We start from the raw sequence: 24,918 nt of genomic DNA on the forward strand, positions 1-24,918 counted from the left end.
CGGTCGATCTTTCGTTCGTCTGTTCTCTCGTTGTTCTCTACTTGTCCTGGAACACGCGCGGCGCCTGCGCGAGATGGAAGCCGTCGAAGGGCTTCACCGCGCGGCGCTCCCGCGCCTGCGCGTCGGGAAGCGCCATCGGCCAGCCCATACGCACCTGCGGGCGGGCGCCGTCCACGCGCAGCACGCTGCCACTGATGAAGCTCGCGGCCGGGCCCAGCAGGAAGACGATGGCGGCGGAGGTCTCGGCCTCGTTGCCGAAGCGCCCGGCCGGCACGGTCTTGCGCATGGCGCGCAGCATGTCGCCTGCCTCGGGCGGGTAGTGGTCCATGCCGCTCGATGCGATGTAGCCCGGCGCCACCGCGTTCACGCGCACGCCGCTCGCGGCCCATTCGAGCGCGGCTGTCTCGGTGAAGCTCACCATGCCCGCGCGCGCCGCGCCGCTGTGGCCCATGTTGGGCATGGAGCCCCACATGTCGGCCACGATGTTGACGATGGCGCCGCCGTGGGCCTGCATGCTCTGCAGGAAGCACTCGCGCGCGACCAGGAAGCCGCCCGTGAGGTTGGTGTGGATCACCGCCTCCCAGCCCTTGGCCGAGATCGCATGCAGCGGCGTGATGTACTGGCCGCCCGCGTTGTTCACCAGCCCGTCGATGCGGCCGTGCACGGCGACGATGCCCGCGACGGCCTCGCGCACCGCGTCCTCGTTGCGGATGTCGAAGGCCTGCGTGGAGGCCTTGCCGCCGGCGGCCTCGATCTCGGCGCGCACCGCGTCGAGCTTCTCGGGCTTGCGCCCGACCAGCACCACCTGCGCGCCCAGCGCGGCGAGTTCGTGCGCGGTGCAGCGGCCGATGCCGGAGCCGCCGCCGGTGACGACGACGACCTGCCCGTCGAACAGGCCGGGCGCGAAGACGGAACGGTAGTGGGAAGAGGCTGAGGTCATGCGTTTGGCTTTCGGAAAGGCGTGGAGGCGAGCACCGTCATGCATCGGCGACCTGCGCGACCACGTGGCGCGCCGCCACCTGCGCGCCCACCGCGACATGCAGGGCGACCCGGCCGGCGCGCGGCGCGCAGTGCACGTGCTCCATCTTCATCGCCTCGAGCGTGACGAGCGGCTGGCCCGCCGCAACGGCGTCGCCCTCGGCCACCAGCAGCGCGATCACGCGGCCGTTCATGGAGGCGCGCAGCAGGCCGTCGCCTCCGTCGGCATCGGCGCGGGTTGCGGCGACGTGCGTGAGGTTGTCGAGCCGGTGGGCCTGGCCGTCGTGGTGGAAGAACACGCGGCCGTCGTGCCGCGCGACGAAGGCCTGCGCGGAAAGTCCGTTGAAGGAGAAGCGCAGGCTGCCGTCGCCGGGCAAGGCGAGCAGAGCGAGCTGCACCGGTTCCTTGCCGTCGAGCGCGATGTCGAAGCGGCCGGCGCCGCGCGGCGTCACGCGTGCCGCGTGCACCGTGCCGTCGAGCTCGAAGCGCAGGGCGTTGGGCAGCGTGTGCGCCAGCGGAGAGGGCCAGCCGCGTTCGCCGAGCTGGAGCAGCAGCGCGGCGAGCAATGCGGCGCGGGTCCGGGCCGGCTCGTCATCGGCGAGCAGCGCGTCGATGTGATCGGCCACGAAGGCGGTCGTCGCCGCGCCGTTCGCGAAGACCTCGTGCGACAGCGTGCGCTGCAGCAGCTGCTGGTTGGTCGGTATGCCGAGCGCGACGGTGTCCTGCAGGCCGGCCAGCAGCCGCTGCCTCGCGTCCTCGCGCGTGCGGCCGCTCGCCACCAGCTTGGCGATCATCGAGTCGTAGAAGGGCGGCACCTCGGCGCCGTCGCGCAGGGCGTGCTCGGTGCGCAGCGCGGTAGAGGGCCGCCATGCCGCGAGCGTGCCGCCCTGGGGCATGAAGCCTTGCTTCGGGTCTTCGGCGCACAGGCGCACCTCGATCGCGTGGCCGGCGATGCGCACGTCCTGCTGCGCGATCGGCAGGGGCTCGCCGGCCGCGACGCGCAGCTGCAGTTCGACCAGGTCGAGTCTGGTCACTGCCTCCGTCACCGGATGCTCCACCTGCAGCCGCGTGTTCATTTCCATGAACCAGTACTGGCCATCGGCGTCGAGCAGGAATTCGAGCGTGCCCGCGCCTTCGTAGGCGATGGCCTTCGCCGCCGCCACGGCCGTGGCGCCCATGCGTTCGCGCAGCGCTTCGGAGACGGCGGGCGAGGGTGCTTCCTCCACCACCTTCTGGTGCCTGCGCTGCACCGAGCAGTCGCGCTCGCCGAGATGGATGGCGTTGCCGTGCCGGTCGGCGAACACCTGCACCTCGACATGGCGCGGTGCGACGATGGCGCGCTCCAGGATCACGGTGGCGTCGCCGAATGCATTGAGTGCTTCCGACTGCGCGCTGCGCAGTTGCTCGGCGAAGTTCGCGGCCGAGGTGACGAGCCGCATGCCGCGTCCGCCGCCGCCGGCCGTGGCCTTGATCATCACGGGCCAGCCGATGCGCGCGGCTTCGGCGGCGAGCGTCTTCTCGCCCTGGTCCTCGCCCTGGTAGCCCGGAATGCAGGGCACGCCCGCCGCCTGCATCAGCCGCTTGGCGCCGGCCTTGTCACCCATCGCGCGGATGGCCTCGGGCGAGGGGCCGATGAAGACCAGCCCGGCATCGCGGCAAGCCTGCGCGAAGGCCGCGTTCTCGGCGAGGAAGCCGTAGCCCGGATGCACCGCGTCGGCGCCGCTGGTGCGTGCGGCCTCGATGATCGCGGCGATGTTCAGGTAGCTCTGCGCGGGCAGGGGCTCGCCGATGCACACCGACTCGTCGGCGAAGCGCACGTGCTCCGAGCCGGCGTCGGCGCTGGAGTACACGGCCACGGTGCGAAAGCCCATGGCGCGCGCGGTGCGCATCACGCGCATCGCGATCTCGCCGCGGTTGGCGACCAGGATCTTGCGGAACCTGGCGATGGTGCTGTTATTGGTGGTGTTGCTGCTCATGGACGTGCCACCCCGAACTGCATGGGTTGCGTCGTGCGCGCATCGGCGTCGCGGCACACCGAGAGAACTTCGGCCAGCACGGCGCGCGTGTCGCGCGGGTCGATCACGCCGTCGTCCAGCAGCAGGGCGCTGGTGGTGAACACGCTCATCTGCCGGTCGAAGCGCTCGATGACCTGCTGCTGCATCGCGTCGATCTTCGACTGGTCGACCGCGCCCTTTCGCGCCATGCCTGCCTCCATCACGATCGCCATGGTCTTCGCCGCCTGCTCGCCGCCCATCACGGCGGTGCGCGCGTTGGGCCAGCTGAAGCAGAAGCGCGGCGCGAAGCCCCGGCCGCACATGCCGTAGTTGCCCGCGCCGTACGAGGCGCCGCACAGCAGCGTGACCTGCGGCACGGTGGCATTCGAGACGGCCTGGATCATCTTCGCGCCGTGCTTGATGATGCCGGCCTCCTCGTGTGCGCGGCCCACCATGTAGCCGGTGATGTTCTGCAGGTAGACGATGGGCGTGCGCGACTGGCAGCAGGCCTGGATGAAGTGCGTGGCCTTGGTGGCGCCGTCGGAGTCGATGGGGCCGTTGTTGGTGATGATGCCCACGGCGTGCCCCTCGAGACGGATGTGGCCGCAGACGGTGGCGCTGCCGTAGTGCTCGCTGAACTCCAGGAACTCGGAGCCGTCGGCGATGCGCGCGATGACCTCGCGCATGTCCACCGGCCGCCGCCCGTCGGTCGGCATGATGCCGAGCAGGTCGTCGGCGTCGTAGCACGGCGGCGCGAACCGGCGCGGTTCTTCGTCGCGTGCCCAGTCGATGCCGCCGAGGATCGAGCGGGCGATGCGGATGGCGTCGCGGTCGTCCTCCGCGAGGTAGTCGCCCAGGCCCGAGATGTGGGTGTGCATGACCGCGCCGCCGAGCTCTTCCTCGGTGGCGATCTCGCCCGTGGCCGCCTTCAACAGCGGCGGCCCCGCGAGGAATGCGCGCGTGCGGTCGCGCACCATCACGATGTAGTCGGAAAGCCCGGTCTGGTAGGCGCCGCCCGCGGTCGAGGAGCCGTGCGTCACCGTCACCACCGGCAGCCCCGCGGCCGAGAGCCGCGCGAGGTTGCGGAAGATGTTGCCGCCGCGCACGAAGTCCTGCACGCGGTAGTGCATGAGGTTGGCGCCGGCGCTTTCCACCAGCTGCACGTAGGGCAGCCTGTTCTCCAGCGCGATCTCCTGCACGCGCAGCTGCTTGTCCAGGCCCATGGGCTGCAGCGCGCCGGCGTCGATGCCGGAGTCGGAGGCGTTGACCATGCAGCGCACGCCCGAGACGTAGCCGATGCCGGAGATCAGTCCTCCGCCCGGCACGCTCTTCGCGAGATCGGGGTTGTCCTGTCCCAGTCCCGCGAGCGAGGCCAGCGGCAGGAAGGGCGCGCCGGTGTCCAGCAGCAGTGCGATGCGCTCGCGCGGCAGCAGTTGCCCGCGCCTGGCGAAGCGCTCGGCCGAGGCGCCGGAGGCCGCGACGGCGCGGGCTTCATGCTCGCGCACCTGGCCGAGCAGCGCCAGCATGCTGGACTGGTTGGCCTGGAAGGTGTCGCTGGCCGCTTGCAGCCGTGATTCGATGACTGGCATGTGAGAGTCCGTGCAGATCGTTTTTCTTGCTCTGCACGGACTCTAGGACGCGGGCGCCGCGCCCGCTTGCGCTTACTGGCTGGTGCCCGCCGGCCCTCCGGCGCGCATCTCAGCCGGCACGCACGCGCCGGGCGGCGACCGGGGCGTCGAGGCTGCTGCCCGTGACCACCCAGTAGATGAAGATCAGCACCGCGCCGGCCGTGCCGAACACCGTGAGGCCCATGTAGCTGCCGCCGATGGCCAGCGCGTCGACCGGCGCCGCGGCGGTGCAGACCATGCTGGCCGCGCTCATGCCCACGTAGTGCATGGTGCAGACCGCCACGCCCATCACCGCGGCGGCCGCGACCTTGTGCGTGAACTTGCGCAGGTTGAAGGCGAGCCAGAGGGCGGCTCCGGCGGCGGTGACGGCGATCAGCACCGACAACCCGACCGTCGCCAGGTCGAGGTTCATCGAGGCGCGCATGTTCATCGCGAACATGCCCATGTAGTGCATCACGCACACGCCCAGGCCTGCCAGCAGGCTGCCCGCGAGCCAGCCCGGCTTGCTGAACTTGCGCCGTCCGCCGGCCATGTACAGCGCGATGCCCGAGATCAGGATGGCCGCCACCAGCGACACCACCGTGAGCGGCATGTTGTACGAAATGGCTACTGGCAACCGGTACGCCAGCATGCCGATGAAGTGCATCGACCAGATGCCGATGCCGCCCAGCGCCACCGCCGCGCAGGTCACGACGGCGAGGTTGGGCTTGCCGTCCGCGCCGACCATCCGGCCGGCGCAGATCAGGGCCACCAGCGAGCCCGCGAAGGAGATGAGGAAGGAGAGCGCCACCATGCCCAGGGAGTACTCGGGCGACAGGATCTGGCCTACGACGAGCGGAGTCATGCGATGTCCCTTTCAGGTCAAAAGAGCGTTTCGCGGACCCCCGGTCGCCGGATGCGAACGGGACGCCGCAAGACGTCCCGCGCAGTCTGTAATGTTTGTTTTAAAAAGTAAACTGAAATTTACACTTATTGTTACGCTACCTTACCGGGCTGATTCGATATATCGCATTGTTGCGGTCGGCCGCCATGTAGACCGTGCCGTCGCGGCCCACTGCGACGCCCGTGACCACGTAGGGCGGCGGCAGTCCGGGGCCGGGCGCAAGGCCGATCGGCAGGTTCTCGGCAATGGTGCGACGGCTGCCGTCGGGCGCGATTTCCACCAGCCGCCGCGCCGCGCTCTCGGCGACGATGAAGCTGCCCCAGGGCGTCTGCGCCAGGCCCTCGGGCAGGGCCAGCCCCTCGGCCACCGCGCGCAGCGGGGCGCTGGCATCCAGCGGAATGCGCAGCAGCCGGCCGGCCGCCTCGGTCACGTAGAGCGCGCCGTCCTGGCCGACGATCATCTGCACCGGGCCGTTCAGGCCGCTGGCGAGTACTGACTTTTGCGCGAACTTCGGCCCGCTGGCGCGCGTGATGCTGCCGGTGGCGATCTCGGCGTAGATCACGCTGCCGTCGGGCATGGGAATGGCGTCGAACGGCGCCTTCAGGCCGTGGATGGTCTCGACCGTCTTCAGCGTCTGCCGGTCGACCAGCTGCACCGAGCCCGTGAACCACGAGCTCAGCGCGAAGAGCTTCGGCGACAGGCCGACGGCGAATGGGTAGTCCAGGTCGGGGTCGCGCTGCATGCGGAACACGTCGCGCACCTCGCCGTTGCGCACGTCGACCTGGCGGAAGCCGAAGACGTCGGCCACCCAGAGGTCGTCGCCGTCGATCTTCATGCCCGCCGGCGCCGCCACCTTGCCGCTGGTGAGCGTGCGCAGCTCGCCGGTGGCGGGGTTGAAGGCCTGCACTTCGTTGTTGGCCATGTTGGAGACGTAGATCGTCCCGTCCGGGGCGATGGCGAGGTTGTCCAGCGACGGCTGCAGCTGCTTCGCGACCGTCTTGCGGCCCGTGGCCAGCTCCACCCGCACCAGTTCGCCGCTGCGCGCGTCGACCACCCAGAGGTTGCCCTTGCCGTCGAGGTTGGCGGCCGCCGGAATCCTGAAGCCGTCGGCGATCACGGTGAGGTTGCCGTTGGCCGGATCGATCTTCACCACCTGGCCCTTGAACCACAGCGGCCCGTAGAGCATGCCGTCGGGCCCCACCTCGAAGCCGTTGAAGCCGCCCATGTCCTTCCTGATGAGCCGCGGCGGCTTCTGGCCCTCGCGGTCGATCTCCCACAGCGCGTCGCCGAGGAACACCTGCGAGGCGTAGAGCTTGCCGTTGCGGCGGTCGAAATCGAGCGAGTTGAGGCCGGGCAGGTCCTTGGCCAGCACGCGCATGGGGGCGGTGTCGCTCTCGCGGTAGCGCAGCATGCCCATGAGGTAGTTGGTCCATGCCAGCTCGCCCTTCGGGCCCACGGCGATGTCGTCGGCCTGGCCTTCGGGCGCATCGATGAATATCTTCGCCGCGCCGGTGTTGCGGTCGACTTCCCACATCGTGTTGCCCAGCACCGAGCCCGCGAGCAGCCGGCCCTTGGCGTCGATGGCCAGCCCGTGCACCCCGGCGAAGGCCGAGGGCGCGACCAGCGCCTCGGGCGCCGCCCACGAGGCGGGCCGGGTCGTCTGGTCCGCCGGCGCGGGCCGCGTGGCGGCGGATGCGGCAGGCGAGGCGGGAGCCTTGGGCGGGGCCGACGTCGGCGGCGCGAGGCTGCTGCAGGCGCCCAGCAGGGCGAGGGTGGCGGTCAGCGCAAGGGCGCCGATGCGTCGACGGGGCATGGTTGGCTTCTCCTCTTGTGGATGCTGCGGATGCGCGCAGCAGTCTAGGAGCAGGAAGGCGCCGCGGAGTCCCGGCGGGGACAGGATGCGGACTTTCGTTCGCTGTGGATTACCCGCGGCCTTCAGCCGCACTTCAGCCTGCGGATCAGCCGCGCAGGAGTTGCGTCGCGGTATGGATCAGCAGCCCCACCAGCCCGCCCACCAGCGTGCCGTTGATGCGGATGAACTGCAGGTCGCGCCCGATGTGGCGCTCGAGCTCGACCGTCATCTCCTGCGCGTTCCACTCGCCCACGCGCTCCTCGATGTAGCGGCGGATGTCCTCGCGGTAGCGCTCGATGGCCAGCGGCGCGGCCGCCTCGATCTGCTCGTTGATCCAGCGGCGGATGGCCTCGTCGCCCTGCAGCCGCGTGCCCAGCGCGGCCGCCATCGAGGCAATGCGCCGGCGGATGGCCGAGTCGTTGCGGCCCAGGTCGTCGTGCAGCCATGCGAGCAGTTCGCCCCACAGCCCGTGCAGGTAGTCGCCCAGCGCGGGGTGCGCGACAAGCTCCGCGCGGATCTGCTCGCCGCGCTGCTGGAACTCGGGGTCGAGCTTCAGGCGCACCACGAAGTCGTCGACGAAGTGGTCGAAGCGCCTGCGCATCGGATGGTCGGGTTCGGCCGCGAGCTCGCCGATGGTGCGCGCCACCGCCGCGACGATCTTGCGCGTGGCCAGCTTGGCCGCCACCTGGTCGAGGCCTACGTAGCGCAGCGTCTTGATCTCGCGCGCGATCGCGTCGGTGATGTGCGCCTGCACCTCCTCGCCTTCGAGCAGGCCGGCCACCTGCTGCAGCACATCGTCGAGCAGCGCCTGGTGGCGCCCGCCTGCGGTGAGCGCATCGAGCGCCTGGCCGGTGAGGCGCGAGAGGTCAATCTTCGCGAGGCCTGCCGCGGCGGCGCGGCCCATGAAGTCGCGCACGCGCTCGTCGTCGAAGGCCGAGAGGCCGTAGCGCGTGGCGGCCACGCCCCATTCGCCGAGTTTCTCGCCGCTGGCGGGCCGCGCCAGCCATTCGGCGACGCGGCCGGCCGCGTCGAACTGCCGCAGCTTGGCGAGCACCTGCGCGGTGCTCAGGAAGTTGTCGCAGATGAAGCCCGCGAGCTTGGCGCCGATGCGGTCCTTGTTGCTCGGGATGATGGCCGTGTGCGGAATCGGCAGGCCCAGCGGATGGCGAAAGAGCGCCACCACCGCGAACCAGTCGGCGATGGCACCGACCATCGCGGCCTCGGCGAAGGCCGCCACGTAGCCCCAGGCCGCATGCTGGTCGTGCAGCACGCTCGCCACCGCATAGAGCAGCGCGGCGCCGCACAGCAGGCCGAGCGCGACGCGCTTCATGCGCCGCGACGCGTCGATGTTGCCGCCGTTCTCAGCCAATGCTCGGCGTGGATGCCAGGCGCTCCATGAACAGCTCGCAGCGCGCGAGTTGTTCGAGGCTCACGAACTCGTCGGGCTGGTGCGCCTGCTCGATGCTGCCGGGGCCGCACACCACGGTGGGGATGCCGGCGTTCTTGAAGAGACCCGCTTCGGTGCCGAAGGCCACCAGCGTGGTGCGCTCCTCGCCCGAGAGGCGCTGCGCCAGCTTGGTGATGGGGTTGTCGGCCGCACCCAGGAAGCTCGGGATCTCGCAGATGGTTTCGAAGCTGAAGCCCGTGTCGGGCGCCACCTTCTTCATCGCGGGTTCGAGGCTGCCAGCGTAGGCGACCACCTCGGCCTGCATCTTGCCTGCGTCGGCGGTGGGCAGGTCGCGGAATTCATAGCGGAACTCGGCGTCGCGCGGCACCACGTTGTCGGCGATGCCGCCATGGAACTGGCCCACGCTCGCGGTGCTGAAGGGCACGTCGAAGCCTTCGTAGCGCGGCTCGCTGCGCTCGAAGCCCTCGGCCATGTCGCGCACCTTGCCGATCACCCGGGCCGCCATCTCGATGGCGTTGACCGACTTCGGCGTGAGCGAGGAGTGCGCCTCCTTGCCGCGCACGCAGCACTTGTAGCGGTACACGCCCTTGTGCGCGATGGCGGGCACCATGCTGGTGGGCTCGCCCACGATGCAGGCGATGGGCTTGATGCCGGCGTCGCGCATGTCGGCGATGAGTTCCTTCACGCCGAAGCAGCCGATCTCTTCTTCATAACTGAAGGCGAAGTGCACCGCGAAGGGCGAGTCGCTTTCCAGGAAGCGCTTCGCGTTCGACAGCGCGATGGCGATGAAGCTCTTCATGTCGGCCGAGCCGCGACCGTAGAGGCGCTCGTTCTGCACCACGGCCGAGAGCGGATCGACGCTCCAGTCCTGGCCGTCCCAGGGCACCGTGTCGGTGTGGCCCGAGACGATCACGCCGGCTGGCTTGCCTTCGCCCAGCGTGGCGAAGAGGTTCGCCTTGGTGCGTTCGGCGTTGTAGGTGATGCGGCTCTTGACGCCCAGGGCCGCGAGGTGGCTCTGCGCGAAGTCGATCAGTTCGAGGTTGCTGTTGGCACTGACGGTGTTCATGCGCACCAGGGTCTGGGCCATCAGCAGGCTTTGGGGGGAAAGCGTGTGGAGCATGCAACACATTCTCCCGGAAGTCGGCGCCGTGCGTGCATGGATGTCGAAGCTGTCACTCCGAGCGGGTACCCTGCGCCTCCCATCCAGACGGAGAAACCCCGACCATGCGCACTTCTCTTCAGATCGCCCTGACCTCCACCGCAGCCCTTGCCCTGGCGGCCTGCAGCAGTACCGGCCCCTCCGGCGGCGGCAACAAGCTGCTGACGCTGGACGGCAATCCGCCGCTGGTCATTGCCCATCGTGGTGCATCGGGCTATCTGCCGGAGGAAACCCTCGAAGCCTATGCCCGCGCCATCGAGCTCGGCGCCGACGTGATCGAGATGGACCTGATCTCCACCAAGGACGGCGTGCTCATCGCCCGCCACGACCCCAACCTCGCCATCAGCACCGACGTCGCCAGGCACCCCCGCTTCGCCTCGCGCAAGAAGACCATCAAGGTCGACGGCGAAACCCAGACCGGCTGGTTCAGCAACGACTTCACGCTGGCCGAGATCAAGACCCTGGGCGCGATCTCCACCGACCCCGAGCGCCCGCGGCAGTTCGACGGCAAGTACAAGGTGCCGACCTTCCAGGAAATCATCGACTTCGCCAAGGCCAAGTCGAAGGAAACCGGCCGCACCATCGCCATCTATCCCGAGACCAAGAACCCGACCTACTTCCGCGACCTCGGCCTGCCGATGGAGGACAAGGTCATCGCCGCCATCAACGCGGCCGGCTGGAACAGCAAGACCGCGCCCATCTACGTGCAGTCCTTCGAGCCGGGCAGCCTCAAGTACATGAAGAGCAAGGGGCTGAACACCAAGCTCATCCAGCTCATCGACGGCGACAGCGTCGACATGAAGACCGGCGCCGTGACCTTCGCGGTGCCCAGCGACCGTCCCTACGACTGGACCAAGGCCGGCGACAAGCGCAACTTCGACGTCATGGTCACGCCCGCGGGCCTGGCGGAGATCAGGAAGTACGCCGACGGCATCGGCCCCTGGAAGCGCTACATCGTGAGCGTCAAGGGCACCATCGGCGCGGACGGCAAGCCGGTGGACGTCAACAAGGACGGCAAGATCGACGACGCCGACGCGACCTCGATGGCGCCCACCTCGCTGATCGCCGACGCCCACAAGGCGGGCCTGTTCGTGCACCCCTTCACCTTCCGCAACGAGTCGCGCCGACTGGCCTCCGACTACGGCAAGGACGGCAAGAACGAATACGGTGCGTACTACAAGCTCGGCGTGGACGGTGTCTTCACCGACTTCACCGACACCGCGCTGGCCGCGCGCGCCGACTACCTCAAGAGCATCGGACGCTGATCGATCAGGGTATCGTCGGGGGCATGACCACCGACGACCTCTCCCCGCGCGACCTCGAACTGCTTCGCATGGCCATCCGCCTGTCGGATGAATCGAAGGCGCGCGGGCGCCATCCCTTCGCCGCGCTGGTGGCGAACGAGCATGGCGAGGTCGTCGTCACCGCGGGCAACAACTCGATGCCGCCCGAGGGCGACCCCACGCAGCACGCGGAGCTGGTGGCCGCCGCGCAGGCCGCGCGGCTGCTCACGCCCGAGGAACTCGCGCGCTGCACGCTCTTCACCAGCGCCGAGCCCTGCTGCATGTGCGCGGGCGCGATCTACTGGACCAACATCGGACGCGTGGTCTATGCGCTTTCCGAGCACGCGCTGCTCGGCCTGACCGGCGACCATCCCGAAAACCCGACCTTTTCGCTTCCCTGCCGCGAAGTCTTCGCGCGCGGGCAGCGGCGCGTCGAGGTCGTGGGGCCGCTGCTCGAGCAGGAAGCAGCCGCACCGCATGTGGGCTTCTGGAGCGGCGCGCACTGAAGGAGGGCACGGCGGATGGCCGCCTTGCCTCTGCTTGACCTCCAGCGCATGAGGACTGCGCGCGACTGAGCGTTTTCCGCGGTGCCTCGCGACGCCATAGTGGATAGACTGGCGTTTTGAGACGACACCCCATGAAACTCATCGACTCGCTCGTCACGCAGGCGGCAGGCATCGCCGCCATCCGACGTGACCTTCACGCACACCCTGAACTCTGCTTCGAAGAAGTCCGCACCGCCGACGTGGTGGCAGGCAAGCTCACCGAATGGGGCATCCCCATCCACCGCGGCCTGGGCACCACCGGCGTGGTGGGCATCGTCAAGAACGGCACCAGCAACCGCGCCGTCGGCCTGCGCGCCGACATGGACGCACTGCCCGTCACCGAGCTCAACACCTTCGCCCACGCCAGCAAGCACCATGGCAAGATGCACGCCTGCGGGCACGACGGCCATACGGCCATGCTGCTCGCTGCTGCGCAGCACCTGTCGAAGAACCGCAACTTCGACGGCACCGTGTACCTCATCTTCCAACCCGCTGAAGAGGGCGGCGGCGGTGCCCGCGAGATGATCAAGGAAGGGCTCTTCGAGAAATTCCCCATGGATGCCGTCTTCGGCATGCACAACTGGCCCGGCATGAAGGCCGGCCAGTTCGCGGTGAGCCCCGGCCCGGTGATGGCCTCGGGCAACAAGTTCTTCGTCAACGTGGTCGGCAAGGGCGGCCACGCGGCGCTGCCGCAGACAGGCGTCGATCCGGTGCCGATCGCCTGCGAGATCGTGCAGGCCTTCCAGACCATCCTCACGCGCAAGATGAAGCCGACCGATTCGGCCGTGATCTCCGTCACCACCATCCACGCGGGCGAGACCAACAACGTGATTCCCGACAACTGCGAGCTGTCGGGCACGGTGCGCACCTTCTCCATCGAGGTGCTCGACATGATCGAAGCGCGCATGAAGCAGATCTGCGACCACATCTGCGCCGCGCATGACGCGACCTGCGAGTTCCGCTTCGAGCGCTACTACCCGCCCACCATCAACACCGAAGCCGAGGCCGACTTCGCGCGCCGCGTGATGGGCGACGTCGTCGGCCCCGAGAACGTGCTGAAGCAGGAAGCAGCCATGACCTCGGAAGACTTCGCCTTCATGCTGCAGGCCAAGCCCGGCGCCTATGCCTTCATCGGCAATGGCGACGGTGCGCACCGCGACGTGCACCACGGCGAAGGTCCCTGCACGCTGCACAACGCGAGCTACGACTTCAACGACGATCTGATCCCGCTGGGCGCCACCTGCTGGGTGCAGATCGCGGAGCAGTTCCTCAGGAAGCCCGGCGGCACCGCCGCCTGATCGCCCAGCCACCGAGAAAGGTCCAGCGCCACATGATCGGAATCGCCGAAGCCTTTTCGCCGCGCTATGCACAGGCGCGCCAGAAATTCCTGCAGGGCTGCGTGAGCGCCGGCCTCACGGTCGAGCCGCATGCGCACCCGCTCAAGGGGCGCGAGGGCGAGGAGCTCTCGATGGACGTGGCGCTCGACGGCAAGCCCGATGCGCAGAACCTGCTGATCGTGAGCAGTGCATGCCACGGCGTCGAGGGCCATTGCGGCAGCGGCGTGCAGGTGTTCGCGCTGCACGACGCCGAATGGCGCGAGAAGGCGAAGGCGCAGGGCGTGTCGGTGCTTTACGTGCATGCGCTCAACCCGCACGGCTTCTCGTATGGCCGGCGCGTGACGCACGAGAACGTCGACCTGAACCGCAACTTCCTCGACTTCTCGAAGCCGGTGCCGGTCAATGAGCCGTACGCGAAGCTGCACGAGCTGCTGCTGCCCGACACCTGGCCGCCCACGCCGGAGAACCAGGCGGCCATCGACAAGTGGATCGGGAAGCATGGCGCCACCGCCTACCAGGCGGCCGTGACCAGCGGGCAGTACCAGTTCGACGACGGCCTGTTCTACGGCGGCAAGGCGCCGACCTGGAGCAACAAGACCATCCGCGAGGTGCTGCGCCGCCATGCGGGCAATGCGAAGCGCATCGCGTGGATCGACTTGCACACGGGGCTGGGCCCGAATGGCCTGGGCGAGCGCATCTTCGCCTGCCGCGACGACAAGGTCGCCTATGCGCGCGCCAACGCGTGGTGGGGCACGCCGGCGGCGCCGGTCACCTCCATCTACGACGGCTCTTCCACCTCGGCGCTGCTGCGCGGGCTGATGTGGGATTCGGTGTACGAGGAGTGCCCGCAGGCCGAGTACACCGGCATCGCGCTCGAATACGGGACGCTGCCCATGCTCGAAGTGACCGGCGCGCTGCGCGCCGACCACTGGCTGCACAAGCACCCCGAGGCGCCGGCCGACCTGGCCGACGGCATCCGGGCGCGCATGGTGGAGGCGTTCTACACGGACACCGACGCCTGGCGCGGGCAGATCGTCAGCCAGGCGCGCCAGGCCATGTTCCAGGCCGTCGACGGGCTGAGCTGACCCACCCCCAGGCTTCGCGCACTTCGTGTCGCTTCGCCAACCCCTTCAAGGGGGCAATACCTGCGGCCCGGCAAAGCCGGTTCCGCGGTATTCCACGAAAGAACTTCAGGTCCTGACGCGGCCGTCGCCCGTCAGCATCGAGAGCTCGACGAACTTCGAGCCCACGTGGTTCTTGGCCGAGAACGACACCTCGAAGCCGCCGAACTGCTGGCGGTCGATGCTTTCCAGCCCGGCGATCAGGCTCTCGCGCGTGGGCTTGCCCGGCGCCTTGCGCAGGCCTTCCACCAGCACCTTCGCGGCGAGGTAGCCCTCCAGGCTCGAGAAATTGACGCTGGCGCCGTTGACCTTGCGCGCCGCCTCGGCGAACTCGCGCGCCAGCGCATTGGCCTGGTTGTAGGGCGAGGGCACCACCTGGGTGATCATCACGCCGGCGCCGTCCTTGCCCAGCTCGTCCGCCAGCGCCTGCGTACCGACGAAGGACATGTTGAAGAAGGTGCCGCCGTAGCCCGCCTTGCGCGCTTCGCGGATGAAGGTCGCGCAGGCCTTGTATGCGCCCACCTGCACCACCGCGTCGGGCCGCGCCGCGACGATGGCCTTCACGGCCTGCGCCACGTCGGCCGAGTTGCGCTCCACCGTGGCCAGCGCGACCGGCTTGAGCTGCTGCTCGCCGAGCGCCAGCGTCACGCCGTCGAGCCCGGCCTTGCCGTAGGCGTCGTTCTGGTAGAAGACCGCGATCTTCTTCAGGCCCAGGTGGGTGAGCTGCTTCACCATCAGCGCCGTCTCGTCGTTGTACGAGGCGCGCAGGTGGAACACGTTCTTCTGGAAGGGCTCGCGCAGCGACATCGCGCCGGTGAAGGGGGCCACGAAGGGCACCTTGTCCTTCACCGCCAGCGGCAGCGCGGCCAGGCTGGTCGGGGTGCCGATGTAGCCGAAGAGGGCGAAGACGTCCTCCTCGATCAGCTTCTGCGTGTTGGCCGCGCAGCGGTCGGGCTCGTAGCCGTCGTCCAGGTTCTTGATGACCACGTTGCGGCGGCCCGGCTGGGCGTTGTACTGGTCCAGGAACAGCTTGGCGCCCTGGTGGAACTGGATGCCCAGCTGCGCCGCCGGGCCGGTGAACGGCGCCGACTGGCCCAGCATCAGCGGCGTGTCGCCCTGCGCCCGGGCGATGCCGAAGCCGCCCAGCGTGGCTGCCGCGCCTGCGGCCAGCGAAAAATGACGTCGATTCAACAACATGATGAAAACCCACTCCTGCGCTCTGACTCGCGCACAAATTAGACTTGCCCGATGGCCCACGCACCGGATACCTCGCTCGAAGAAGCGCCCTCCCAGCCCGCAACGACCACCGTGCTGGGCGCATGCCCGCACGACTGTCCGGACACCTGCGCGCTGGTCACCACCGTCAGGGACGGCGTTGCGGTGAAGCTGCAGGGCAACCCGGCCCATTCGCACACGGGCGGGGTGCTGTGCACCAAGGTGTCGCGCTACATCGAGCGAAACGACCATGCGGAGCGGCTGATACAACCCCTGAAGCGGGTCGGCCCCAAGGGAAGCGGCCAGTTCGAGCCGGTGAGCTGGGATGCCGCCCTGGACGACATCGCCGCGCATCTTCAAGTATTACAGGGAAAACCCGAAGCTATTGTCCCCTATAGCTATGCGGGCACCATGGGCCTGGTGCAGGGCGAGTCGATGGACAGGCGCTTCTTCCACAAGCTGGGCGCCACCCTGCTGGACCGCACGATCTGCTCGATGGCCGGCGGCGAGGCCATGCTCTACACGCTGGGCGGCAAGGTCGGCATGCGCATCGAGTTCTTCGCCGAGGCGAAGCTCATCCTGATCTGGGGCAGCAATTCCATCGCCAGCAACCTGCATTTCTGGCGCCACGCCCAGGCCGCCAAGCGCGCAGGCGCCCGGCTGGTGTGCATCGATCCGCGCCGCACCGAGACCGCCGACAAGTGCGACGAGCACATCGCCCTGCTGCCCGGCACCGACGCCGCGCTGGCGCTGGCCCTGATGCACGAGCTGATCGTGAACGACTGGCTCGACCACGACTACATCGCCAACCACACCCTAGGCTGGGAGCAGCTGCGCGAGCGCGCGCTGCAATGGCCGCCGTCGCGCGCGGCCGAGGTCTGCGGCATTCCCGAGGAGCAGATCGTCTCGCTCGCGAAGGCCTACGGCACCACGAAGCCGGCCGCCATCCGCCTGAACTACGGCATGCAGCGCGTGCGCGGCGGCGGCAACGCGGCCCGCGCCGTCGCCTGCCTGCCGGCGCTGGTGGGCGCCTGGCGCGACCGCGCGGGCGGCCTGCTGCTGAGCAGCTCGGGCCATTACCCGGTGGACCGCGCCGCGCTGCAGCGCCCCGACCTGCTGGCCGGACGCAAGCCGCGCACCATCAACATGAGCACCATCGGCGACGCGTTGCTCGACACCGCCAATCCGGTGAAGGCCATCGTGGTCTACAACAGCAACCCGGTGGCGGTGGCGCCCGAGTCGGCCAAGGTGGCGGCTGGCTTCGCGCGCGAAGACCTCTTCACCGTGGTGCTGGAGCAGTTCCGCACCGACACCGCCGACTACGCCGACTACCTGCTGCCCGCCACCACGCAGCTGGAGCACTGGGACATCCACTGCAGCTACGGCCACACCGACGTGCTGCTGAACCGCCCGGCCGTGGCGCCGCGCGGCGAGGCCCGCAGCAACGCCTGGGTGTTCCGCGAGCTGGCGAAGCGCATGGGCTTCGACGAGCCCTGCTTCTCCGATTCCGACGAGACGCTGTGCCGCACCGCCTTCGCCGAGCGCAACATCGATTTCTCCGAGCTGATGGCCCAGGGCTTCAGCAGCCTGAAGCTGCCCGAGGCTCCGTTCGCCGCAGGCCGGTTCCCCACGCCTTCGGGCCGCTGTGAATTCTTCAGCGACCGCCTGCAGGCCATGGGCATGGACGGCCTGCCCGACCACGTGCCCAACTGGGAGCCGGCAGGCAGCTCCACCGAATTCCCGCTGGCCATGATCTCGCCGCCGGCGCGCAACTTCCTCAACTCGACCTTCGTCAACGTGACGAGCCTGCGCGCCATCGAGGTCGAGCCGCTGCTCGAGATCCACGAGGCCGACGCCGCCGCGCGCGGCATCGAGGACGGGGCGACGGTGCGCGTGTTCAACAAGCGCGGCGAGCACCGCTGCCGCGCCGAGGTCTCGCGCCGCGCGCGCCAGGGCGTGGTGCACGGCATGGGCATCTGGTGGCGCAAGCTCGGCATGGACGGCACCAACGTCAACGAGCTCACCAGCCAGCGCCTGACCGACATCGGCCGCGGGCCGACCTTCTACGACTGCCTGGTCGAAGTCGAGAAGGTGTGAGGCCTCTTCGCGTTCTTCCGGCGCTTGCGTTCGCCGGCTCGCTGCTCCTGCTCACCGGCTGCGCCGACCTCGGCTACTACTGGCAGTCCGCCAGCGGCCACATCGGCATCATGCGGGCCGCCAAGCCGGTGCCCGAGTGGCTGGCCGACCCCTCGGTGTCGGCGGCGCTGAAGGCCAAGCTCGAGCTCACGCAACGCATACGCCGCTTCGCCTCCAGCGAACTCGGGCTGCCGGACAACCCCAGCTACAAGTCGTACGCCGACCTGCATCGCCCCGCGGCCGTGTGGAACGTGGTGGCGGCACCGCCGTATTCGCTCACGCTCAAGAGCTGGTGCTTCCCGGTGGCGGGCTGCGTGGGCTACCGCGGCTACTACAGCGAGGAAGCGGCCAAGGCCGAAGCCGAGGAGCAGAAGAAGCAGGACCTGGAAGTGGCCGTGTACCCGGTGCCCGCGTACTCCACGCTGGGCTGGATGAACTGGGCCGGCGGCGATCCGCTGCTGTCCACCTTCATCGGCTACCCCGAGGGCGAGCTCGCGCGCATCGTGTTCCACGAGCTCGCGCACCAGGTGCTCTACGTGGCCGGCGACACGGTGTTCAACGAGTCGTACGCCACGGCGGTCGAGCGCATCGGCGGGGCGATGTGGCTGCAGCGCGAGGCCGGCGAGCCGGCGCGGCGCGAATACGCGCAGTTCGACGCGCAGCGCCAGGAGTTCCGCGCGCTGGCGCTCGACACCCGCCGCGCCTTGACCAAGGTGTACGAGTCGCCAGAAGCCAAGGCCAAGGACTGGGCGAAGGTGGAAGTGATGAAGCAGGCAGCCATGGCCGACTTCCGCGATCGCTACGCGAAGCTGAAGGCCGGCTGGTCGGGCCCGCGCCAGAACGCCTACGACGCCTGGGTGGCGCGCGCCAACAATGCGGCCTTCGGCGCGCAGGGCGCGTACGACGACCTCGTGCCCAGCTTCGAGAAACTCTTCGAGCGCGAAGGCCGCGACTGGCCGCGCTTTTACACTGAGGTCCGGCGCATCGCCGCGCTGCCGACCACGGAAGAACGTCGCTCGGCCCTGCAGGCGGCGACCGGCATCCTGCAAACCCACTACAGCCCGGAACAGAAAAACGGAGATCACGGTGCCTGACATCCATATCGAACGCAACCACACGCTGGGCATCGCGAGAGCGCGTGTCGTCGCACGCAAGTGGATACAGCAGGCCGAACAGGAGTTCGGCCTCGAATGCGTCTACACGCAAGGCGAAGGCTGCGACACCGCCACCTTCACGCGCGCCGGCATCGACGGCACCGTCGAAGTCACCGACACCACCTTCAAGCTCGACGCGACGCTGGGCTTCCTGTTCAGCAGCTTCAGCGAAATGATCGAGCAGAAGATCACGCGCAACCTCGACGCGATGCTCGACGCCCCGCGAGGCGGCGGCACCCGCCTCGCCTGAGGCCCTCCGGCTTCAGACGATGGTGTAGCCGCCGTCCACCGGCAGCGCCACGCCGCTCACCATCGACGCGCCGTCGCCCAGCAGGAAGAGGATCGGCGCCACCACTTCATCCACCTGCGCGAAGCGGCCCAGCGGAATGTTCTTCAAGGCGGCCGCGCTCTTGGCCGGATCGGACCAGGCCTGCTCGGCCATCGGCGTGAGCGTGACGGTGGGGTTCACGCTGTTCACGCGGATGCCGTGCGGCCCGAACTCCAGGCACAGCGATCGCGTGATGGCGTCCATCGCGGCCTTCGAGGCGCAGTAGCAAAGGTGCGCATCGAGCGCGACCAGCGCGGCCTGGCTCGACACGTTGACGATGCTGCCGCGCACGCCGGCCGCGATCATCGCCTTGCCGCAGCGCGAGGCCACCAGCGCCGCCGCGCGCGCGTTGACGGCCATCACCGCGTCGAAGCTGTCGGCCTGCAGTTCGATGGCGGATTCGAGCAGCGCGATGCCGGCGCAATTCACCACGAGATCGAAGGCGGACAGGGCAGCGAGCGCGCGCTCCAGCGCCGGCGCATCGGCCACGTCGAGCACCAGCGGCGTGCAGCCGGCTTCGTTGTGCAGCGCCGCCAGTGCCGCGGCATTGCGCCCGATGGCCGTGACCTGTGCGCCCGCCTGCGCGAGCCGCACCGCCACCGCGCGGCCGATGCCGCTGCTCGCGCCGGTCACGAGGGCGCGGCGTCCGGAGAAGTCGAAGGAAATGGTCATTTCAGCCGCTGCATCGCATCGCGCAGCGCGGGGTAGAGCGATTTGTAGATGTCGAAGCGTTCGCGATACACGGCCTGCGCGCGGGGCTCGGGCCGCGCCCGCTCCACCAGCGTGACCCAGCCGCGCTCGGCGGTGGCCGCGTCGACCAGTCCGGCGCCGAGCGCCGCGAGCATCGCCGCGCCCAGTGCCGCTTCCACTTCCTGCTCGATGGTGAACACCGGGTAGCCCGTGATGTCCGCCACGATCTGCATCCAGAGATCGGAATGCGCCGCGCCGCCGACCACGATCAGCCGGTCGTCCAGCGGCTGGCCGCTCTGGCGGCCGGCCTCGATGTTGTGCTGCAGCGCGAAGCTCACGCCCTCGAGCACCGCGCGGTACAGGTGCGCGCGGCTGTGCGCGAGCGAAAGCCCGATGAACGCGCCCTTGGCCTGTGCGTCCCAGATCGGGCTGCGCTCGCCCATGAGGTAGGGCAGGAACACCAGGCCCTCGGCACCGGGCGGCACGTCGACCGCCTTGCGCTCGATGAGCGCGTGCGCGTCCTCGCCGGTGCGCGCCGCCTCCGCGATCTCGGCCTGGCAGAAGGCCTCGCGGAACCAGGTGACCGCGGCGCCCGCCGTGATCGCGCCGCCGAACACATAGCTGCGGTCCGCGCCGCGGTACACGTGCGGCATGGTGATGAGCTTGTGCCGCGCATCGACCGTGGGGCTCACGAAGCCCCAGCACATGCTGGTGCCGATCATCGCCACGTGGTCGCCGCTGCCGGTGACGCCCGCGCAGAAGGTGGCGACCGCCGCGTCGACCCCGCCCGCCATCAGCGGCATGCCTTCGGCAAGGCCCAGCTTCGCGGCCCATTCGGCACCCAGAGCGCCGACCACGTCGCTCGACTCCACGAGGCGTGGCGGCATCATGCGCGACGGAATGCCGAGCATGCGCATCGCTTCTTCCGACCACTGCCGGCGCGCCGCGTCGTACACGCCGCCGATGTTGCCGGCCGAGCTGTGGTCGACAGCGAGCTCGCCGGTGAGCCGCCAGTTGACGTAGCTGTTGGGCGGCAGGAAGTGGCGCGTCTTCGCCCACACCTCGGGCAGGTGCTCGCGCACCCACAGGATCTTGGTGAAGCCGTAGTAGCTGTCCACGCCGTTGCCGGTGATGGCCTGCAGCCGCGCCACGTCGACATTCGCGTTCACCGCGTCGACCTCGGCGGTGGCGCGCCGGTCCATCCAGATCAGGCAGGGGTGCAGCGGGCGCATGCCGTCGTCGACCGGGATGCCGGCGCCGCCGTAGAGGCTGCTCACGCACATCGCGGCGATGTCGGAGGGCGCGACGCCGCTGCCGGCCACGCAGGCGCGCACGCTCTCGCACACCGCGTCGAACCACACCTCGCAGTCCTGCTGCGCCCACAACGGCTTCGGCGTCTCGGGCTGGTAGGCCACGCTGTGCTGCGAATGCACCTTGCCGTCGATTCCGACGAGCAGGCACTTGGTGCTCTGCGTGCCGATGTCGACGCCGATCACGTATTTCATGGTGTCCTCTGGCTGGTTGTCTCTCAGGATCGGGGCTGCGGCTTCAGCAGCACCTTGATGGAATCCAGCGAGTTTGCCAGCGCGAAGGCGCGCTCCCATTCGGTCAGCGGAAAGTCGTGCGTGACGATGCCCTTCGAGGTGACGAGCCCGCGCGCCAGCAGGTCGATGGCCACGGGGTAGCAGTACGGCCCCAGGTGCGCGCCGCGCACGTCGAGCTCCTTGCGGTCGCCGATGATCGACCAGTCGGCGCTGGTCTCGGAGCCGAACACGCTGAACTCCACGAAGCGGCCGAGCTTGCGGATCATCTCCAGGCCCTGCGTCACGCCCGCGGGCACGCCGGTGGTCTCGATGTACACGTCGCAGCCGTAGCCGCCGGTCAGCCCTTTGACGATGGCGTCGGCGTTCTCGGTCTTCGGGTTGATGACGACGTCGGCGCCGTACTGCTTCGCGAGCGCGAGGCGCTCGGGCACGAGGTCGATCACGACCAGCTTCTTCGGCGTCTTCAGCGCGGCCACCTGCACCATCATCAGCCCCAGCGGACCGGCGCCGGCGATCACCACCACGTCGTCGAGCTGGATCTCGCCGCGGTTCACCGTGTGGATCGCGCACGAGAGCGGCTCGATGATGGCCGCGTCTTCCAGCGAGATGCCGTCGGGAATCCTGTGCACGCGGGCGGTGGGCGGCAGCCGCATGTAGTCGGCCATGCCGCCGTCGGCCACGATGCGCTGGAAGCCGAAGATGTTGTGCACCTCGCACATCCAGTACTTGCCCGAGGTGCAGAAGCGGCACTTGCCGCAGGGCACGATCTGCTCGGCGATCACGCGGTCGCCTTTCTCCACGCCGAAGTGCTCGGCCGCGCCTTCGCCCAGCGCCTCGACGTAGCCGAAGAACTCATGGCCCGGGATCACCGGTGCCTTCACCCACGAGGGCTGCCCGTCGCCGCCCCAGAACATCTTCGCGCCCGAGTGGCACTTGCAGTCGGAGGCGCAGATGCCGCATGCGGCGATGGAGATCAGCAGCTCGTTGGCGCCGATGACCGGCATGTCGACGGTCTCGAGCCTGTAGTCCTTGGGGCCGTGGCAGACGACGGCCTGCATGGAGGCGAGTTGCGAGATGGCGCCCGAGGTACCGGGCTGGAGCTTTTGATAGGACACGGGATTCCTTGAGGTCTTGGAAGGGAACGAGGGGGCAGGCGACGGGGAAGTCAGCGCTTGGCTTCCCGGCTGATGAAGATGGCGAGCAGCACGATGCCGCCCTTGATGATCAGTTGCAGGTACGGCGACACGCCGATCATGTTCAGGCCGTTGTTCAGCACGCCCAGCAGCAGCGCGCCGACCAGCGTGCCCACGATGGCACCGCGTCCGCCCGCGATGGAGGTGCCGCCCATCACCACCGCGGCGATGGCGTCGAGCTCGAAGCCCACGCCCACGCCGGGCTGCCCGCTGGTCACGCGCGAGGCCTGCACGATGCCGGCCACCGCTGCGGTGAAGCCGCTGAGCGCGTACACCAGCAGCTTGTAGCGCGACACCCGCACGCCCGACAGCCGCGTGGCTTCCTCGTTGCCGCCGATGGCGTACACGTAGCGGCCGAAGGGCGCCATGTTCAGCAGCACGTAGGCCGCGAGGTAGGTCGCCAGCATGATGAGGATCGGCACCTTGATGCCCGCCAGCACGCCGCCGCCGAGGAAGGCGAACGAGTCGGGCAGCCCGTCGATGGGGTAGCCGCCCGTGTAGATCAGTGCGATGCCGCGCGCGATGCCCATGGTGGCCAGCGTCACGATGATGGGCGGCATGCGCAGGTAGGCCACGCAGTAGCCGTTGAAGAGGCCGATCACCACGCCCACGCCGAGGCCCAGCGGCACGGCGAGCACCGGCGGCAGCCCGAACTGCACCATCAGCCCCGAGGCCAGCGTGCCCGAGAGCGCCACCACCGCGCCCACCGAAAGATCGATGCCGCCGGTGAGGATCGCGGCCGTCATGCCCACCGCGATGATCGCGTTGATCGACGACTGCAGCGCGATGTTCTGCAGGTTGCTCCACGAGAGGAAGTTGTCGGTCGCCACGATCATGAAGACCGAGATCGCGACCAGGCCCACCAGCGGAAGAAAGGCCGTCGAGCGGCGCAGCCGGGTGAAGAGCCCGCCGGCGGGAACCGGCGGCACGGGATGGGTGGCGGTGGCGTTCATTGCAGGCCCCCTTTGGTTGCGTGGCGCATGATGTCGCCGGAGTTGATGGAGTCGCCCTCGAGCGTGGCCACGATGGAGCCGCCCGAGAACACCGCGACGCGGTCGCACATGCCGACGATCTCGGGCAGCTCGCTGGAGATCATCACGATCGACTTGCCCTGCCGCGTGAGTTCGCGCATGAGCCCGTAGATCTCTGCCTTGGCGCCTACGTCGATGCCGCGCGTGGGCTCGTCGAAGATCAGCACCTCGCAATCGTGGCCGAGCCAGCGCGCGATCACCACCTTCTGCTGGTTGCCGCCCGAAAGCGTGGCCACGCGGGTTTCGATGCCGGGCGCCTTCACGCCGACGCGGCGCGAGAGCTCGGCGGCCGAGCGCTCTTCCGAGGCCCTGCTGACCAGCCCCGCGCTGCGGTGCCTGCCCAGGTTGTTCAGCGAGATGTTGAAGCGGATCGTGAAGTCGGTGATGAGCCCTTCCACCTTGCGGCTCTCGGGCAGCAGGCCGATGCCGTGCTCCAGCGCCTGCGTCGGGTCGTCCAGCCGCACGGGCACGCCGTTGCGCAGCACCGTCTTGCGATGGGCGCGGTCGGCGCCCATCATGCCCAGTGCCAGCTCCGTGCGGCCCGAGCCGACCAGGCCCGCGAAGCCGAGGATCTCGCCTTCGTGCAGCTCGAAAGCGTTGACGGGCCCGCCTTTCGAGAGCTGGATGTGCGGCACTTCCAGCACCTTGCGCCCGCGCGGCGCGGGCTGCGGCTTCGGCGGAAAGCTGTGCTCGATGCGCCGGCCCACCATCATCTCGACCAGCGCATCGACGTTCGTCTCGCCCACTTCGGCGTGCCCCGCGTTGGCGCCGTCGCGCAGCACGCTGATGCGGTCGCACACCTCGAAGATCTCGTCGAGGTGGTGCGAGATGAAGATCATCGCCACGCCCCTGGCGCGCAGCTCCCGCATGATGTTGAACAGATGCCCGGCCTCGTTCGGCGTGAGCGTGGCGGTGGGCTCGTCGAGCACCAGCAGGCGCGCCTTCAGCGACAGCGCCTTGCCGATCTCCACGAACTGCTGCTGCGCCACCGAGAGGCGGCAGATGGGCGCGTCGAGGTCGATGTGCACGCCCAGTTCGTCGAAGAGTTCGCGCGCCGAGCGCTTCATCGCCGCCTTGTCCATCAGCCCGAAGCGGTTCTTCAGGTAGCGGCCGAGGAAGATGTTCTCCACCGCGTTCAGGTACGGGATGAGGCTGAACTCCTGGAAGATGATGCCGATGCCCGCCGCGATCGCGTCGTTGTAGCCCGCGAACCTGCGCTCGCTGCCCTCGATGAGGATGCGCCCCTCGTCGGCCTGGTGGATGCCGCCGAGGATCTTCATCAGCGTCGACTTGCCCGCGCCGTTCTCGCCGAGCAGCGCGTGCACCTCGCCCTTGCGGATCGAGAGGTCGATGCCCGAGAGCGCCTTCACGCCGGGAAAGCTCTTCGAGACGCCTTCGAGCCGTAGCATTTCGGCTGTGTCTTCCATGGCCATGCCTCG

General features: G+C 69.0%; 20 protein-coding genes. 7 read left to right on the forward strand and 13 right to left on the reverse strand.

Annotated features, from left to right (window positions below):
* Positions 1-37 precede the first annotated feature (37 nt).
* The 7 genes from SFB74_RS02310 to argE form a co-directional block, all read right to left on the reverse strand.
* On the reverse strand, positions 38-940 hold the full coding sequence (locus SFB74_RS02310) for an SDR family oxidoreductase (protein ID WP_432729056.1): 903 nt from the start codon (positions 938-940) through the stop codon (positions 38-40).
* Positions 941-977: 37 nt separating this feature from the next.
* A complete protein-coding gene (locus tag SFB74_RS02315; protein ID WP_432729057.1) occupies positions 978-2,954 on the reverse strand; it encodes an acetyl/propionyl/methylcrotonyl-CoA carboxylase subunit alpha in 1,977 nt (658 codons plus the stop codon).
* Complete coding sequence (locus SFB74_RS02320; protein ID WP_432729058.1) at positions 2,951-4,561, reverse strand: acyl-CoA carboxylase subunit beta; 1,611 nt, start codon at positions 4,559-4,561, stop codon at positions 2,951-2,953. Before SFB74_RS02320 ends, SFB74_RS02315 begins: the two co-directional genes overlap by 4 nt.
* Before the next feature lie 109 nt (positions 4,562-4,670).
* Positions 4,671-5,444 carry an MHYT domain-containing protein gene (locus SFB74_RS02325; RefSeq protein ID WP_432729059.1) on the reverse strand — a complete coding sequence of 258 codons (774 nt, stop codon included), beginning with the start codon at positions 5,442-5,444 and terminating at the stop codon, positions 4,671-4,673.
* Between the two features lie 136 nt (positions 5,445-5,580).
* Positions 5,581-7,296 carry a hypothetical protein gene (locus SFB74_RS02330; protein ID WP_432729060.1) on the reverse strand — a complete coding sequence of 572 codons (1,716 nt, stop codon included), beginning with the start codon at positions 7,294-7,296 and terminating at the stop codon, positions 5,581-5,583.
* A gap of 145 nt (positions 7,297-7,441) precedes the next feature.
* Positions 7,442-8,704, reverse strand: a complete 1,263-nt coding sequence (locus tag SFB74_RS02335) for a DUF445 domain-containing protein (protein WP_432729061.1) — start codon at positions 8,702-8,704, stop codon at positions 7,442-7,444.
* The gene (gene argE / locus SFB74_RS02340) at positions 8,697-9,863 is read right to left on the reverse strand and encodes an acetylornithine deacetylase (RefSeq protein ID WP_432729062.1); all 1,167 of its coding nucleotides are present in this window, start codon (positions 9,861-9,863) and stop codon (positions 8,697-8,699) included. Before argE ends, SFB74_RS02335 begins: the two co-directional genes overlap by 8 nt.
* Positions 9,864-9,967: 104 nt before the next feature.
* Here argE and SFB74_RS02345 point away from each other — a divergent pair, with 104 nt between their 5' ends.
* The 4 genes from SFB74_RS02345 (at position 9,968) to SFB74_RS02360 (ending at position 14,152) form a co-directional block, all read left to right on the forward strand.
* Positions 9,968-11,167: a glycerophosphodiester phosphodiesterase gene (locus SFB74_RS02345; RefSeq protein WP_432729063.1), complete on the forward strand. Its 1,200-nt coding sequence runs from the start codon at positions 9,968-9,970 to the stop codon at positions 11,165-11,167.
* Positions 11,168-11,190: 23 nt separating this feature from the next.
* Positions 11,191-11,691 (forward strand): nucleoside deaminase, encoded by a 501-nt coding sequence (locus SFB74_RS02350; RefSeq protein WP_432729064.1) that lies wholly within the window; start codon positions 11,191-11,193, stop codon positions 11,689-11,691.
* 131 nt (positions 11,692-11,822) lie between these two features.
* A complete protein-coding gene (locus tag SFB74_RS02355; protein ID WP_432729065.1) occupies positions 11,823-13,028 on the forward strand; it encodes a M20 aminoacylase family protein in 1,206 nt (401 codons plus the stop codon).
* A gap of 32 nt (positions 13,029-13,060) precedes the next feature.
* Positions 13,061-14,152, forward strand: a complete 1,092-nt coding sequence (locus SFB74_RS02360) for a M14 family metallopeptidase (protein ID WP_432729066.1) — start codon at positions 13,061-13,063, stop codon at positions 14,150-14,152.
* A 105-nt stretch (positions 14,153-14,257) separates the two neighbouring features.
* Here SFB74_RS02360 and SFB74_RS02365 read toward each other — a convergent pair whose 3' ends face one another.
* Entirely contained in the window at positions 14,258-15,385 is a 1,128-nt protein-coding gene (locus SFB74_RS02365) for an ABC transporter substrate-binding protein (RefSeq protein WP_432729068.1), read from the reverse strand.
* A gap of 51 nt (positions 15,386-15,436) precedes the next feature.
* Between SFB74_RS02365 and SFB74_RS02370 the strand changes: the two genes are divergently transcribed.
* The 3 genes from SFB74_RS02370 to SFB74_RS02380 are packed head-to-tail and all read left to right on the forward strand — an operon-like array spanning position 15,437 to position 18,943.
* On the forward strand, positions 15,437-17,500 hold the full coding sequence (locus tag SFB74_RS02370; protein WP_432729070.1) for a molybdopterin-containing oxidoreductase family protein: 2,064 nt from the start codon (positions 15,437-15,439) through the stop codon (positions 17,498-17,500).
* Positions 17,497-18,633 carry an aminopeptidase gene (locus SFB74_RS02375; RefSeq protein WP_432729071.1) on the forward strand — a complete coding sequence of 379 codons (1,137 nt, stop codon included), beginning with the start codon at positions 17,497-17,499 and terminating at the stop codon, positions 18,631-18,633. The genes SFB74_RS02370 and SFB74_RS02375 overlap by 4 nt, the downstream gene beginning before the upstream one ends.
* Complete coding sequence (locus SFB74_RS02380) at positions 18,626-18,943, forward strand: polyhydroxyalkanoic acid system family protein (protein ID WP_432729072.1); 318 nt, start codon at positions 18,626-18,628, stop codon at positions 18,941-18,943. The genes SFB74_RS02375 and SFB74_RS02380 overlap by 8 nt, the downstream gene beginning before the upstream one ends.
* A gap of 12 nt (positions 18,944-18,955) precedes the next feature.
* Here the strand turns inward: SFB74_RS02380 and SFB74_RS02385 are convergent, their stop codons facing one another.
* The 5 genes from SFB74_RS02385 to SFB74_RS02405 all read right to left on the reverse strand — a co-directional run bounded on the left by SFB74_RS02385 (position 18,956) and on the right by SFB74_RS02405 (position 24,906).
* Positions 18,956-19,693: an SDR family oxidoreductase gene (locus SFB74_RS02385; RefSeq protein ID WP_432729073.1), complete on the reverse strand. Its 738-nt coding sequence runs from the start codon at positions 19,691-19,693 to the stop codon at positions 18,956-18,958.
* Positions 19,690-21,216, reverse strand: coding sequence for an FGGY-family carbohydrate kinase (locus SFB74_RS02390; protein WP_432729074.1), 1,527 nt, complete (start codon positions 21,214-21,216; stop codon positions 19,690-19,692). The genes SFB74_RS02385 and SFB74_RS02390 overlap by 4 nt, the downstream gene beginning before the upstream one ends.
* A gap of 23 nt (positions 21,217-21,239) precedes the next feature.
* On the reverse strand, positions 21,240-22,313 hold the full coding sequence (locus tag SFB74_RS02395) for a zinc-binding dehydrogenase (protein ID WP_432731861.1): 1,074 nt from the start codon (positions 22,311-22,313) through the stop codon (positions 21,240-21,242).
* Between the two features lie 107 nt (positions 22,314-22,420).
* On the reverse strand, positions 22,421-23,401 hold the full coding sequence (locus tag SFB74_RS02400; RefSeq protein ID WP_126472395.1) for an ABC transporter permease: 981 nt from the start codon (positions 23,399-23,401) through the stop codon (positions 22,421-22,423).
* Positions 23,398-24,906 (reverse strand): sugar ABC transporter ATP-binding protein, encoded by a 1,509-nt coding sequence (locus tag SFB74_RS02405; protein ID WP_432729075.1) that lies wholly within the window; start codon positions 24,904-24,906, stop codon positions 23,398-23,400. The genes SFB74_RS02400 and SFB74_RS02405 overlap by 4 nt, the downstream gene beginning before the upstream one ends.
* Between the last annotated feature and the right edge of the window lie 12 nt (positions 24,907-24,918).

The organism is Variovorax xiamenensis (assembly GCF_050916385.1).
In the GTDB taxonomy this organism is placed as follows: Bacteria; Pseudomonadota; Gammaproteobacteria; order Burkholderiales; family Burkholderiaceae_C; genus Variovorax.

What these genes read in the sequence shown, in the direction of transcription:
- SFB74_RS02310 (WP_432729056.1), bottom strand. Translation starts at nt 940, where the DNA reads ATGACCTCAGCCTCTTCCCACTACCGTTCCGTCTTCGCGCCCGGCCTG.
- SFB74_RS02315 (WP_432729057.1), bottom strand. Translation starts at nt 2,954, where the DNA reads ATGAGCAGCAACACCACCAATAACAGCACCATCGCCAGGTTCCGCAAG.
- SFB74_RS02320 (WP_432729058.1), bottom strand. Translation starts at nt 4,561, where the DNA reads ATGCCAGTCATCGAATCACGGCTGCAAGCGGCCAGCGACACCTTCCAG.
- SFB74_RS02325 (WP_432729059.1), bottom strand. Translation starts at nt 5,444, where the DNA reads ATGACTCCGCTCGTCGTAGGCCAGATCCTGTCGCCCGAGTACTCCCTG.
- SFB74_RS02330 (WP_432729060.1), bottom strand. Translation starts at nt 7,296, where the DNA reads ATGCCCCGTCGACGCATCGGCGCCCTTGCGCTGACCGCCACCCTCGCC.
- argE (WP_432729062.1), bottom strand. Translation starts at nt 9,863, where the DNA reads ATGCTCCACACGCTTTCCCCCCAAAGCCTGCTGATGGCCCAGACCCTG.
- SFB74_RS02345 (WP_432729063.1), top strand. Translation starts at nt 9,968, where the DNA reads ATGCGCACTTCTCTTCAGATCGCCCTGACCTCCACCGCAGCCCTTGCC.
- SFB74_RS02350 (WP_432729064.1), top strand. Translation starts at nt 11,191, where the DNA reads ATGACCACCGACGACCTCTCCCCGCGCGACCTCGAACTGCTTCGCATG.
- SFB74_RS02355 (WP_432729065.1), top strand. Translation starts at nt 11,823, where the DNA reads ATGAAACTCATCGACTCGCTCGTCACGCAGGCGGCAGGCATCGCCGCC.
- SFB74_RS02360 (WP_432729066.1), top strand. Translation starts at nt 13,061, where the DNA reads ATGATCGGAATCGCCGAAGCCTTTTCGCCGCGCTATGCACAGGCGCGC.
- SFB74_RS02365 (WP_432729068.1), bottom strand. Translation starts at nt 15,385, where the DNA reads ATGTTGTTGAATCGACGTCATTTTTCGCTGGCCGCAGGCGCGGCAGCC.
- SFB74_RS02370 (WP_432729070.1), top strand. Translation starts at nt 15,437, where the DNA reads ATGGCCCACGCACCGGATACCTCGCTCGAAGAAGCGCCCTCCCAGCCC.
- SFB74_RS02385 (WP_432729073.1), bottom strand. Translation starts at nt 19,693, where the DNA reads ATGACCATTTCCTTCGACTTCTCCGGACGCCGCGCCCTCGTGACCGGC.
- SFB74_RS02390 (WP_432729074.1), bottom strand. Translation starts at nt 21,216, where the DNA reads ATGAAATACGTGATCGGCGTCGACATCGGCACGCAGAGCACCAAGTGC.
- SFB74_RS02395 (WP_432731861.1), bottom strand. Translation starts at nt 22,313, where the DNA reads ATGCAGGCCGTCGTCTGCCACGGCCCCAAGGACTACAGGCTCGAGACC.
- SFB74_RS02400 (WP_126472395.1), bottom strand. Translation starts at nt 23,401, where the DNA reads ATGAACGCCACCGCCACCCATCCCGTGCCGCCGGTTCCCGCCGGCGGG.
- SFB74_RS02405 (WP_432729075.1), bottom strand. Translation starts at nt 24,906, where the DNA reads ATGGAAGACACAGCCGAAATGCTACGGCTCGAAGGCGTCTCGAAGAGC.